At 40.2% G+C, this 13,643-nt stretch carries 13 protein-coding genes; 1 reads left to right on the forward strand and 12 read right to left on the reverse strand.

Annotated elements, in window-relative coordinates:
• Positions 1–58 precede the first annotated feature (58 nt).
• The 9 genes from sucD to surE form a co-directional block, all read right to left on the reverse strand.
• On the reverse strand, positions 59–940 hold the full coding sequence (sucD, locus tag BQ4443_RS03155) for a succinate--CoA ligase subunit alpha (protein ID WP_071058012.1): 882 nt from the start codon (positions 938–940) through the stop codon (positions 59–61).
• 11 nt (positions 941–951) lie between these two features.
• A complete protein-coding gene (gene sucC, locus BQ4443_RS03160; RefSeq protein ID WP_023949203.1) occupies positions 952–2,115 on the reverse strand; it encodes an ADP-forming succinate--CoA ligase subunit beta in 1,164 nt (387 codons plus the stop codon).
• 107 nt (positions 2,116–2,222) lie between these two features.
• The gene (locus tag BQ4443_RS03165) at positions 2,223–2,786 is read right to left on the reverse strand and encodes a DUF2889 domain-containing protein (RefSeq protein WP_071058013.1); all 564 of its coding nucleotides are present in this window, start codon (positions 2,784–2,786) and stop codon (positions 2,223–2,225) included.
• Positions 2,779–4,176: a 23S rRNA (uracil(1939)-C(5))-methyltransferase RlmD gene (gene rlmD, locus BQ4443_RS03170; protein WP_071058014.1), complete on the reverse strand. Its 1,398-nt coding sequence runs from the start codon at positions 4,174–4,176 to the stop codon at positions 2,779–2,781. The genes BQ4443_RS03165 and rlmD overlap by 8 nt, the downstream gene beginning before the upstream one ends.
• Positions 4,177–4,453: 277 nt before the next feature.
• A complete protein-coding gene (locus BQ4443_RS03175) occupies positions 4,454–5,041 on the reverse strand; it encodes a Spy/CpxP family protein refolding chaperone (RefSeq protein WP_071058015.1) in 588 nt (195 codons plus the stop codon).
• 230 nt (positions 5,042–5,271) lie between these two features.
• Positions 5,272–6,045 (reverse strand): 3'-5' exonuclease, encoded by a 774-nt coding sequence (locus tag BQ4443_RS03180; RefSeq protein WP_071058016.1) that lies wholly within the window; start codon positions 6,043–6,045, stop codon positions 5,272–5,274.
• A gap of 31 nt (positions 6,046–6,076) precedes the next feature.
• On the reverse strand, positions 6,077–6,808 hold the full coding sequence (locus BQ4443_RS03185) for a peptidoglycan DD-metalloendopeptidase family protein (protein ID WP_071058017.1): 732 nt from the start codon (positions 6,806–6,808) through the stop codon (positions 6,077–6,079).
• Between the two features lie 54 nt (positions 6,809–6,862).
• Entirely contained in the window at positions 6,863–7,744 is an 882-nt protein-coding gene (locus BQ4443_RS03190) for a protein-L-isoaspartate(D-aspartate) O-methyltransferase (protein ID WP_371128773.1), read from the reverse strand.
• On the reverse strand, positions 7,737–8,492 hold the full coding sequence (gene surE, locus BQ4443_RS03195; protein WP_071058018.1) for a 5'/3'-nucleotidase SurE: 756 nt from the start codon (positions 8,490–8,492) through the stop codon (positions 7,737–7,739). The genes BQ4443_RS03190 and surE overlap by 8 nt, the downstream gene beginning before the upstream one ends.
• Before the next feature lie 344 nt (positions 8,493–8,836).
• Between surE and plsY the strand changes: the two genes are divergently transcribed.
• Positions 8,837–9,472 carry a glycerol-3-phosphate 1-O-acyltransferase PlsY gene (plsY, locus tag BQ4443_RS03200; RefSeq protein WP_071058019.1) on the forward strand — a complete coding sequence of 212 codons (636 nt, stop codon included), beginning with the start codon at positions 8,837–8,839 and terminating at the stop codon, positions 9,470–9,472.
• A gap of 177 nt (positions 9,473–9,649) precedes the next feature.
• On the opposite strand, the gene BQ4443_RS03205 is transcribed toward plsY, so the two are convergent.
• The 3 genes from BQ4443_RS03205 to tsaD form a co-directional block, all read right to left on the reverse strand.
• Complete coding sequence (locus BQ4443_RS03205; protein ID WP_143000535.1) at positions 9,650–11,626, reverse strand: YadA family autotransporter adhesin; 1,977 nt, start codon at positions 11,624–11,626, stop codon at positions 9,650–9,652.
• The gene (locus BQ4443_RS03210; protein ID WP_071058021.1) at positions 11,545–12,267 is read right to left on the reverse strand and encodes an ESPR domain-containing protein; all 723 of its coding nucleotides are present in this window, start codon (positions 12,265–12,267) and stop codon (positions 11,545–11,547) included. The genes BQ4443_RS03205 and BQ4443_RS03210 overlap by 82 nt, the downstream gene beginning before the upstream one ends.
• Before the next feature lie 224 nt (positions 12,268–12,491).
• On the reverse strand, positions 12,492–13,514 hold the full coding sequence (tsaD, locus tag BQ4443_RS03215; RefSeq protein WP_071058022.1) for a tRNA (adenosine(37)-N6)-threonylcarbamoyltransferase complex transferase subunit TsaD: 1,023 nt from the start codon (positions 13,512–13,514) through the stop codon (positions 12,492–12,494).
• Positions 13,515–13,643: the final 129 nt, after the last annotated feature.

A 13,643-nucleotide genomic window follows, 5' to 3' on the forward strand; every position in this document is an offset into this window, starting at 1 on the left:
TGCTTACATCAGAAAACCTGCACGCCGAAACACTTACGTCATCAACAGTCTTATTCCATTACAGAATAGATTTTAATAATTTACCCATTTCTGAAGGGTTGCGAGTTGTTTTGATTCCGCAAGCTTCCATTGCTTCTAATTTGGCTTCTGCTGTATCAGCACCACCAGAGATAAGTGCACCGGCGTGACCCATACGTTTTCCTGGAGGAGCTGTTACACCAGCAATAAAGCCAACGATTGGTTTTTTCATATTATCTTTAGCCCACATAGCTGCATTAACCTCATCTGGACCACCGATTTCACCAATCATCACCACAGCGTCAGTATCTGGATCATCATTGAACATTTTTAAGATATCGATATGTTTTAGACCGTTAATTGGGTCACCACCAATACCTACAGCAGAAGACTGACCCAAACCTAACTCTGTTAATTGAGCTACGGCTTCATAAGTCAATGTACCAGAACGAGAAACTACACCGATACGACCTTTACGGTGAATATGACCAGGCATAATACCGATTTTGATTTCATCAGGTGTAATCAATCCTGGGCAGTTAGGGCCTAATAGCAATGTTTTACTATTAAGTTCACGCATACGATTACGTACTTCTAACATATCACGGACAGGGATACCCTCTGTAATACAAATAGCTAAATCTAATTCAGCTTCTACCGCTTCTAAAATCGCTGCAGCTGCACCTGCTGGTGGAACATAGATAACAGAAACTGTAGCGCCTGTTTGTGCTTTAGCTTCTTTTACTGTACCAAAAATAGGTACCCCTTCAAAATCCTCACCAGCACGTTTTGGGTTTACACCCGCTACAAAGCATTCTTTACCGTTTGCGTATTCACGGCACATACGAGTATGGAATTGACCTGTTTTACCAGTGATACCTTGAGTAATAACTTTTGTATCTTTATTAATAAGAATAGACATTGCTTAATTCCTTATTTTTTAGCTGCTTCAACAACTTTAGTTGCTGCTTCAGCCATCGTATCTGCACTAATGATTGGAAGACCAGAATCAGCTAACATTTTCTTACCTAATTCTTCATTTGTTCCTTTCATACGAACTACTAAAGGTACATTTAAGTTAACTGCACGGCAAGCAGCAATCACACCTTCAGCAATTACGTCACAACGCATAATACCACCGAAAATATTCACCAAAATAGCTTTCACATCTTTGTTTTGCAACATGATTTTGAAGGCTTCAGTAACTTTTTCTGCTGTTGCACCACCACCTACGTCAAGGAAGTTAGCTGGCTCACCACCGAATAACTTAATCGTATCCATTGTTGCCATCGCTAAACCAGCACCATTTACTAGACAACCAATATTGCCATCTAATTGAATATAAGCTAAATCAAATTTACTCGCTTCGATTTCAGCTGGGTCTTCTTCGTCTAAGTCACGGTAAGCCACAATTTCTGGATGACGGAATAACGCATTTGAGTCAAAATTGAATTTTGCATCTAATGCACGGATATCACCATCGCCAGTTAAAATTAATGGGTTGATTTCTGCTAATGATGCATCAGTATCCCAATACGCTTTGTATAATTTTTGGAATTCAGATGCCGCTTTTGCCACTGAAGCCTCAGGAATGCCGATGCCTCTAGCTAATTTCTCAGCTTCTTCTTGTGTAAGACCTGTTTTGGGATCCACAAAAACTTTTAGGATTTTCTCAGGAGTGCGCTCTGCCACTTCCTCAATATCCATACCGCCTTCGCTAGATGCCATTACGCAAACGCGTTGAGAGGCGCGATCAGTCACAATACCCACATAGTATTCTTTTTTGATGTCAGCGCCTTCTTCGATTAATAGACGGTTAACTTTTTGACCTTGTGGGCCTGTTTGGTGGGTAACTAATTGCATACCCAAGATTTGAGAAGAAAGTTCACGAACTTCCTCAATAGAACGCGCTAATTTAACGCCGCCGCCTTTACCGCGACCACCAGCATGAATTTGAGCCTTAACTACCCATACTGGACCGCCTAATTGCTCAGCTGCTTTAACTGCCTCTTCTACAGAAAAAGCTGGAATGCCACGAGGAACATTCACACCAAATCCTTTCAGAAGCTCTTTGCCTTGATACTCATGAATCTTCATAGATAACCTATAAGAAGTTGAATAAAGCCCTTAATCTATATAGTTAAGGACACTGAAATAAATAAAAATCTAACTGCAATCGAGACCACTTGATCTACGACAACGCTCTATTGTAACTCATTCATTAAGTCATTTGAATGACTGGAATACCACTTTGGATAAAATTCTTTCACTGCATCAGAGTCTAGCCGTAATGCATGACAGCCTTCTAACTGAAAGGGACGCTTACCTAAATCTTCATTCCGCTGATTACGTTTCTTTGAAAGGCTCTGCACAAAAACAGTTGGCAACAATATCGTTAATTCAGACATATGTGTACAACCCTGAGTTTTGGCAAAACGCTCTTTTACTTTTTGTCTGAATCCCTTTAGCAAATGTAACCCTACTAATTGCTGATAAGCCTCTTGAATAGAAAAACAGACCTCAGCATATGGTGCTGCTACATAACTCGCCTTAGCGGCAACCACTTCACCATCCTCAGTAACGGTTATGCATATTGTCATATCGTGGACAGCATCCCCTGCTTTCATTACTGTATTATTTGCTTTGGTGAAATCATATGCTTTCACATCCACCAAGGTGGCCTCTAAATCCCATAAACCATCTTCACGCAGAAAGGAATGAATGTCTATCTTACGATGGTGAATAGGTGTACGCTGTACATTACTCATTTGCACTCACCTCTACAGTAGTCGTATCATCCAGTAAGATTTCATCATCAGCTTGTGGCTCTGGTATTTGGTCTCCTTCATGCCATTCAAATACAGCAATAGATTCAACATGGGCAGTATGAGGAAACATATTGACAACACCAGTACTGATCAAACGGTAACCACCCTGTTTGACTAATACACCAGCATCTCTTGCTAAGGTAGCGGGATTACAGGACACATAAACAATGCGTTTAGGGCGTTCATTTTCCTGTAATTGTGCTAAGGCCTTTGCCACCGCAAAAGCTCCCTCTCTTGGTGGGTCAAGCAGTATGCGATCAAAATAGCCCAAGTCTCTTAACCATTGCACATCCACTTCAAATAGGTTAAGTGTAGAAAACTTAGTTTTAGTCTCTAAGTGATGATCTCTGGCAGCAGCTAATGCTCTATCCGTTAACGTTGAACTCCCCTCAATACCTACTACTTCTCTCGCTTGAGTGGCTAGTGGCAAGGTAAAATTACCTAACCCACAGAATAAGTCTGCCACACGATCTGTAGCTTGAACCGCTAATAAACTTAGCGCTTTAGCAATTAAGCTGCGATTAATATAATAATTAACTTGCGTAAAATCACTCGGTTTATAGTGCATACGCAAGCCAAACTGTGGCAATGAATAGGCCAGACGATGCTCATCTTCTGAATGTAATGGCTTTAAGGTATCAGGTCCTTTGGCTTGAGTCCACCAGACAACGTGATATTGTGCGGCAAAAGCTTCTATTTTAGCGATATCCTCTGCAATTAATGGCTCCATATGGCGTAAAGCAAGCACAATACACTCATCACCTACGGCAACTTCAATTTGAGGCACTGCCTCTTTAATTGTCAACTCACCAATTAATTGACGTAAAGGTAACAGTAAATCTGACACGGATTTTGGTAAGACCAAACATTCCGTCATATCGACAACATAACTACCTCTACGTTCTCTGAATCCAATTAATACAGAATCTTTTTTACGCACATAACGCACAGAAAGACGCGCACGAAATCTATATCCCCACGTAGGTCCATAAATTGCAGGTAATACTTGTGGAATAGCTAGTTTGGCAATATGTTTAAAATTATCCTCTAGTGTGCGCTGTTTGACGGCGACTTGTGCTGACGGCTCCAAATGCTGCATCGCACAGCCACCGCAAACCCCATAATTAGGGCACTTAGGCTCTACTCGCATAAACGATTGTTTAAGAATTCTCTCTGCACGTGCATTTTCATAAGATGGTTTTTTACGGAAAATAGTCGCTTCTACACGCTCTCCTGGCAAAGCACCTTCTACAAAAATCGCCTTACCATCACGTCTTGCAATACCTCTTGCTTCATTATCAAGCGATTCAATCGTTAAAATTTCCGACATATACTATACATCCTATGACATTATTTGATAGCCGATATTTTAAGATACTTTATCAGTAAACACGACCAATCCATTCAGTAAACAAGCAAAAAAAAGCCTCGTCGAAACGAGGCTAATAGGGAGAGGAAATTTAAATAAGGGGAAATCGTTTAATAAGAATTAGTTTCTCATCAATCGATGTATGTATTATGCAATAAACCTAGTTTCAAAAGTATTTCTCCTTTTAGTGTAAATATTTCATTAAATTTCAGCTATTTGCCAATACACTCACTAACCATTATTGAGCAGGTTTAACTTCTTTTTGTAAAGGTTGTGCTTGCTTATCTCTTGGTTCCATTTTTTTGAAATGTTCATCACCATGTCTACGTTGGCGATCTTTAAAATGATCTTTATGCTCTTTTTGATCTTTAATCACTTGTGCTTTTTGGTCTGCTGTCAAACTATCCCAAAATGCTACCAATTTAGAGCGATAAGTTTGTTTGTCATTACTTGCTTCAGCTTGAATTTTATCTTCTTCAGCAAATAGTGCTGAGAAATTAATATCCCCTGACTCAAGTTGTTTTTCACGTAATTCTTTTAGGTTTTTGAAACCTTGTGCTCGTTTTTCCCAAGCTTCTTTTTGAACTTTGCGTAAGTCATCAAACTTAGTTTTTTGTTCATCTGTTAATTTTAAAGACTCAATTAAGCGTGGATGGAAAGGACCCATACCTTCGTGATGAAGCTTCTCACCATTTAACTCAAATCGATGATTTTGTGGCATTTTACCTTGAGCATCTGAAGGAGTAACAGCATAAGAACTACCTACTGAAACACCTAATGCAATGGCTGATAACGCTAAGAAATTTTTGATATTAAGAGTTTTCATCTTATTCTCCTTGAATAAATATAGGCTACTAAAGTAAGTACATTATGAAGGAGAACTGATTTCAAAACTATTTCCTCTTAAAACCCACTTATTACATTATCTTTCATATAGAACGATTGTTATCGTAATAGAGAGTTAAGGAAAGACCTGCTACTCCAGATCATGCTTGTTTTTGAGATAACAATATGAGTAACGATAAAAGAATGAATAAAATGCTTACTTGCTCTGTGCTATTTCCAATGGCTTAAATACTCTTGCCAATGCGGTTTATCAAGTTGAGTCAAGGTTTCACGAACCAGCTCAATTTCTTGCTGATATGCCTGTTCATCTAGATCTTGCTTAATCAAACGGAAACGGCAATACATTAACCAAGTATTAACCACATCCGTTTCACAATAGGCGCGCACCTCATCAGCACGCCCATCTTGCCATGCTGTCCATACCTGTGAACCATCCATGCCTAACTTACCGGGAAATCCACAAAGTTTCGCTAATTGGTCAAGGGGTGCATTAGCTCGCCCAGAATAGCCAGCGAGCACATCCATTAAATCTGTATGCCGGGTATGGTAACGACTGAGGTAATTATTATATTTAAAGTCCCTATCCTCTTCACCGGTATCCCAATAGGCTAGAGAACTTACCCCATGAATTAAACTACGATAATGTAGGACTGGCCAATCAAAACCACTACCATTCCAACTGATAATTTGCGGTTTATAGACATCAATTGTTTTAAAAAACTGGCGAATCATTTTTGCTTCATCTGCCTCATCATCGCCAAGCGTTTTAACTCTAAAGCCGTTATCATCTCTAAACACACAGCCGATAACAGCTATTTTTTGTAGGTGATGAGGTAAAAATTCCGTTCCCGTTTTCTCTTTGCGCTCTGCTAAAACCTGTGCAATAAACTCAGCATCACTAAGCGATTCTGCGGGTTCATACAGCGCCCGCAAACCCTCAACATCAGGAATAGTCTCTAAGTCGAAAACGAGATGAGGAATCATAAACTTACCTATCACTACTAGCTACGCTTGATTAGCGAGGCAAATAAGAAACTGGATTAACTGGCGTACCATTTCGACGAATTTCGAAATGTAGGCGAGGTGATGTTGTATCTGATTGACCTAACTCAGCAATCTTATCCCCTGCACTAACACGCTGATTTTGTTTCACTAACAGACGTTGATTATGTGCATAGGCAGAAATAAAACCATTGCTATGAGTAATCAAGACAAGATTGCCTAAGCCTCTTAAACCATTACCTACATAAGATACTGTACCCGATGCTGCTGCTTTAACTGGATCACCAAGATTACCTGCAATATCAATCCCACGAGTGCTTTCTGAATAAGAAGAGATAATATTGCCTTTGTGCGGCCATGTCCACGAAATCGCAGAGGCATCGGCGGCTTTAGGTGGAGTCACATTCGCATAAGAAGAATCTTTAGGTTGAGTTACAGCGCTACTGCCTCCCGATAAACCTGATCCTACACCCACTCGAATCCGTTGACCCACTTCAATTTGAGATGGATTTGAAAGATTATTCATACTGAGCAAACGACTAACAGGCACATTATAACGACGTGCAATACTATACATCGTATCACCACGTTGTACGACGTGTATACCATTGCCAGACACAGCAGATGATCCACCTGAAGATCCGCTACCAATCGTTGAAATAGGTGCTTTGTTACCTGAACCTGCACAACCTGCTAATACAACAGTAATTAGCGTCAAACCCAAAATCTTTGATTTTTTAAACATACTTTTTAAAACCTTTCTGTAAAAACTTATACATTATCCTAAGTAATCAAAAGCTTAGGCCTGAATCCCTGTCTTTAGGGGAACAAAACGTGTTTGCTCTAGCTCTGTACGAGACCATTCTTGAAGTCCCTTACGCTCAACTAAAACCAATTTCTGTTCTCGCTCACCTTCCGGAGCGATCAAGCGTCCACCAATACTTAACTGTAATAATAACGCTTTAGGTATTTGTAAACCTGCCGCTGCAATAATAATAGAATCAAATGGCGCTACATCTGGTAGCCCCAGCATCCCATCACCTAAGACTAAATGCACCTTAGGCATATCTATAAACTTGGCTAAATTATGCTTAGCTAATTCATGTAATCCGTTAATTCGCTCTATTGAGTAAACTTCTTTGAAAATACACGCCAAAATCGCTGCTTGATAACCACAGCCTGAGCCAATTTCTAAAACCTTACCCGATAAAGTTTTATCTTTAATTAGTAATGATATCATTCTTGCGACAACAGATGGCTTAGAAATGGTTTGTCCGTAACCAATTGGTAACGCTTCATCTTCATAAGCTCTAATTGCTGTCCCCTGATCCATAAAGAACTGTCGCTGAACCCTCACCATTGCACGTAACACACGTTCATCAGTGATATTAAATTGCGTCCTTAAACGAGCAACCATATTAATTCTTTGCTGATCTGAATTCATACCAGAGTTACGCGATAACACCGTATTAATTTGCTGTTTTAGCGTATCTGACGGTATAGGACCAAGCAAACGATTACCCGTCATAAGTTTGGTATTACTATATTTCTTCACAATACGTTTGTCAGACGCTTTTGATAAAGGACCTGACATTGTCGCACTAATAGCCTTTGACACTTTGGAAGGCGTCACAATACGAGTATTACTATTACTTGCGGTTATTTTATTTTTTTTATACATTTCCTTTGATCCATTTTTCTATTTGATTTAGCTGATCAAAGTGCGTTAAATCAAGACGTAATGGCGTAATTGATACCTTTCCTTGAGCAATTGCTGCAATATCCGTATCATCAGCACCATCCAATACCTCACCCACAGGACCAATCCAATAAATAGGCTCACCATGAGGGTTTGTACTTTGGATCACCGCTTGACTAGGGTGACGTTTACCTAGTCGAGTTACTTGAATCTGATCAAACTCATGATAAGGTAAGGGAGGAATATTGACATTTAATAAGGTTGGCTTTTCTTGAGGATGTGCCGAAGCAAATTTTACTATTTCATTGGCAATGTCTGCTGCCGCTTCAATATTCGGCCAATTACGTGCTGTCAATGAAAATGCGATAGAGGGAATACCAAATAGAAAACCCTCTGTCGCTGCGGCTACTGTACCAGAATAAAGCGTATCCTCACAAAGATTAGCACCATTATTGATACCAGAAACCACTAAATCGGGCAACTCCTGCATTACACCTGTTAAGGCAATATGCACGCAATCACTCGGCGTACCATTGACATAATAAAACCCATTGGTGGCTTGTCTAACATTTAATGGACGACTAACTGTGAGTGAATTTGAAGCACCACTATGATTTACCTCAGGAGCAAAAACAGTCACCTCTGCCCATGTAGAAAGCTTTTCATAGAGTAATTCTATCCCTTTTGCAGAGTAACCATCATCATTAGAAAGTAAAATCTTGGGTTTCATTAGCCGTCGCCATCTGTTTAATCGTAGCTGATATTTTAACTTTTTTTCCCATCAAGAAACAAGAAAAGTCCTCATTTTGACAGAATGAAAATGTGAAAAAATGCAAAGCTTTACCTTATCGCAGATTCAGTTTTTCACTTAAAAACAAACCAATTTTTACTCTTCAATCAACATATCTTGCACAATAAATTTGGCAATAATATCAGACTATGGATATAGCTATTTTCAGTACATAGGTTTTTCTCATCAGTAAAAACTGCACAGCAAAATACACAAAAGGTTTGTCAATAATCCGACATTATTTCTATAATAGAGACTTCTTTTAAATTACCTATAAACATCTTATGTCATTAACGCCAACATTAATACTTGCCTATGTTTTTGCTATCTTCATCGCCTATTTGATGGGATCAATCCCTTTCGCTATCTTGGTAAGTCGTTTATTTGGGCTTCAAGACCCTCGACATTTTGGATCGGGCAATCCCGGTGCTACCAATGTTTTGCGTAGTGGCAATAAAAAAGCTGCCATACTTACTTTAATTGGCGACGCCTTTAAAGGCTGGCTAGCTGTATTTATAACTAGTCAATTTTTTGTTCAAGATAATTTATCCATCAGTTTAGTTGCTGTAGCGGCTTTTTTAGGACATGTGTATTCTATTTTTCTGGGTTTCAAGGGTGGCAAAGGTGTTGCGACTGGAATTGGTGTCTTACTAGGTCTAGATCCTAGCCTAGCGCTTATTTTGATAGTCATCTGGCTATTAGTGGCTCTTTTGTTTAAATACTCTTCTCTCGCGGCATTAGTTGCTGCTGCTAGTGCTCCTTTTCTTTACTTAACATTGAATTTTTCCTCTCCCTCATTCTCTAGTGAAATCTTTGTAGCCATTGCCTTTATTAGTCTATTTTTAATTTATAAACATAAAAAAAATATTCATAACTTATTAATAGGTAAAGAATCAAAAATTGGTCAAAAGAAAAAATAAATAAACCATAGCAGGAGTAGATATACTTTGAGTACCTACTTCACTTCAGACTAACGAGCATAAAAAAACTGACTAATTAATACGTTAACTAGTCAGTTTTTAATCGTTGGTGCATGCACTAGCTTAAGAAATCAATAATTATCTTAAGCTAGTAGCCGATAGGAATGTTTGTATCAATTACCATTGATAACCAGCGCCAACTACACCTCCTACTTGACCTCGGCTAGAACCAACAACAGATCCTTTTAAGACCCATTTACCATTGTCAGAAATTTTTGATGCCCCAAGTGCATAGCCTGCTTGACCTTGGAACGTACTACCAGCTAATGCCACCATACTCTTACCTGGGCTATACGCTTGAGGTAAACCAGCTGCTGCCAGTGCAGCGGCAGAACCTGCATTAGCTTTACGCTCTACACGGTTAATATTGTTATGAATATTACCCATAGAAGCATTTAGCTGTCCAACGTTCACAGCATCTGTTGGCGCAACGCCAGGAGCAACATTAGTGATACGTTGTCCGCCAGCATTAATACCTTGGTTATTAATTTGCACTGCCCCAACATTTACTTCGGATGCATTCACTGTTTTAGCATTCACCTCTTGAACAGAGACCACATCATTCAAAGATACCTCTACTGTATTATTTCCACTTACTTGTGTGGTTATATTTGAGCCACCTAATACACGCAATTGATTATTTGCTGAGTTAATAGTAATCGGAGTAGCTGTATTAGGTTTTAGCGTAGTGCCACCAATAACAGTAAAGCTACTAGCACCACCATTGCCTGCAGCACCATCCTTGACAATAGTTTTGGTCACTTGACCATTTCCATCAGTAATCGAAATAGTATGAGTACCATCGTTATTATTAGTCACTGACGCTACGGCATTCTTACCATCTTGACCCGGTAAGCCTTGTGGTCCAACTGGTCCTACAGCTCCTGTATCACCTTTTGCACCTTTTAAGTTTTTATACAAATCACTATCCGGATCAAGAGAAAACTTAAATTGATTATTTGCACTCATTTCCAATTTTAGTCCGTCACCTGCTTCAAAGGTCACATCAAATGGATTTGTACCACTCGGATTATATTGATATTCAGCACCAGAATATAATGCACTTCCACCATTTACACCTTTGAACGTTAATGGTTGAGTAGATGGTGTTGTTGTCATTAACGATGATGCCACCGCATATAATTGGCTACCATTAATCGCATCAGTTGATGTAGCTGAAATCTCACCTGCTGCCACGTTTTGAATACGACGCTCTGCTCCTGCTGCACCTACTGACACAGCACCTACCGCTGTAGCACCTGCAAAACTACCATAGGTAACACCATTAACTGTCGCATTTGTCACTGTACCAGTAGCACCTACCGTGGTCGTCGCTCCCGCTGTCCCCGTTGAGTCTAAAACCGCTGTACCAATCGCTGCTCCTGATGTAATCGCAGAATTTGAGCCTAAGGCTACTGAGTTACTTGCCGTTTGCGTAATATTATTACCAAAAGCAAACACATTATCTTGCCCTGTCGCTAGCGTATTGTTATTACCCACAGAATACGAATCCGCTGCATCAATAATGCTTGAATCTCCTATAGCACCTGAGTTTTCACCTTTGACAATATTACCAGTACCAATGGAAATCGCATTTTGTGCAAGAGCCTGTGCGTCTTTACCGATAGCAATAGATTGTGAACCCCCAGCGTCAGCACTATCCCCCAAAGCCACCGCACTTTGAGCATCAGAGCCTGTAGAAGCAAAGCTACCTATTGCTGTTGAATTATAAGACAAAGCCCATGCTCCTTTACCAACCGCTGTTGAACTAAATTGTTCTGCCTTTGAAAACGCACCAACAGCCGTAGCAGATTCATTCTGTGCTGTTGCATTTGCTCCCAATGCAACGGATGAAACGCCTACTGCACTAGCTTTGCGACCCGAAGCAATACTAGAACTTCCACTAGCACTAGCATTGTCACCCGAAGCAATACTATAATTTCCACTAGCTTTAGAATAATATCCACTTGCTTGGCTATGGCGTCCTACCGCTTCTGCTGCTGTCCCCATTGCTAAAGAGTCAATACCCACCGCCGTAGCTCCATTACCAAATGCGGCTGCTCCACGACCAGATGCAGCGGAACGACGCCCCACTGCAGTTGCATAGCCTTTGTAATTACTATCCGTACCCCCCCTGTAGCACTAGCACCTGCACCTACAGCCACACTGTCGTTACTTGCTGCGGATCTAAGACCAATTGCAACACCAACACCATTACCGGGAGACATTTCAGAATAACTTCTTGCATCGGTACCAATAGCGATACCTTGCGGATTTTCTACTTTAGCAGAAGAACCAACCGCTACCGCACCAGCTGCCGTCGCATTTGCACCTATACCTAGTGCTACAGCAGAAGTTCCTGTTGTGCCTGTTCCTGTCGTGCTATCACCACAAATAACACTTTTACTACCACTATCAAAATAACAAAGATTACCAGTTGTTGTTGTTGGTGTAGTTGTTGGAATTGCTGTGGTACCATCAGTTGGTGCCGTTGGCGTACCTGTATAAGTAGGTGTTGTACCTGTCGCGGCAAGAACTTGTCCACTCATCAATAATAAGGTTGACGTCAGTGCTGTAAATGCAAACCTTACTGGTGTCAAAGCAAATTGAACCAATGATGCGCCTCCATTTATTCCTTGGCTACTGATTTTCTTGCCTCGTGCACTCGTATGCTCTGAAACTGCTACAAACGTGTGTGTTTTAGAATTGTAAATACTGCGATAAATTTTGTTCATATTGCCTCTCTAACAACTGTTAAGCTATCGGGAATTGTTATAGAACTTCAAATAATTTTTACTCTACAGCTTTTGTCGCTATAGCATTTATGCTGTTAATTTTAACAAATAAATTAACAAATAAAACAAAATTATTCCTACTTTTGACAGAATATCCATTGCAACAATTGTTAATTTTTGTTAATTTGTTTTTTTTACTATTTTTAATATTTAAATGAGTCAAGTCAAATTAATTCCCAACGAGGTTGGATACTCGTATCGTATTTTTTTTCACTGAGATTGACTAACCCTGCTTTAATTCGAGCACTGGCAGCATGTGCAATCATGGCGCCATTATCCGTACAGAGATGTAAGGGTGGGAAATACACTGTACCACCTAATTTATGTATTTGCTGCTGTAGGAACTCTCGCAACTGCAAATTAGCCCCTACTCCCCCAGCAACAACTAGTCGCTTGCTACCTGTTTGCTTAATCGCTTTGATCGCCTTAAACCCCAATACATCCACAATAGCTTCTTGAACACTCGCTGCTAGATTAGCTTTATCTTGCTCTGTGACTTCACCCTGAGCTTCTAATTTGCGTAATGTGGTCAATACGGCTGTTTTTAAGCCACTGAAACTAAAATCCAAATCGGCACTATGCTTCATGGGTCGAGGAAGTTCATATACACTAGCATCTCCCTTTAGCGCCAATTTTGCTAGGTGAGGACCTCCGGGATAAGGTAAACCCAGTAATTTGGCTGTTTTGTCAAACGCTTCTCCAGCGGCATCATCCAAGGTTTCGCCTAATAACTCATAATCACCTACTTTCTTCACAAGCATAATTTGGGTATGCCCCCCTGAAACCAATAAGGCGACAAAAGGAAATTCTGGCACAGGATCTGCCAACATAGGTGATAATAAATGCCCTTCTAAATGATGGATAGGAATAGCAGGTAGCTGATGGCTCCATGCAAACGCCTGCGCCACGGAAGAGCCAACTAACAGCGCTCCTGCTAATCCAGGACCAGCGGTATAGGCAACAGCATCAATATCATTGAGCGAAAGCTTTGCCTCAGTGAGTGCAGAATGAATCAGTGGAATGACACGTCGGATATGGTCTCTGGACGCCAATTCAGGGACCACTCCTCCATAAGCTTGATGCATCGCAATTTGACTATGTAAGGCATGAGACAGTAATCCTTTGGTAGTATCAACAATTGCAACACCTGTTTCATCACATGAACTTTCTATGCCTAAAATTTTCATTACCTAAATCCTAGATTGATCTTTTCTGTTGTATATTTTCTGTTGTATTAGCTTGCTAGTTTGCCAAGTGCTCTTTTCTCGTTTGCTAGCTTCTCGTTTACTAGTTTACTAACGCCTAATTTGTTAGTT

The sequence above is a fragment of the Pelistega sp. MC2 genome, from assembly GCF_900099475.1.
GTDB classification, from domain to species: Bacteria; Pseudomonadota; Gammaproteobacteria; order Burkholderiales; family Burkholderiaceae_B; genus Taylorella; species Taylorella indica.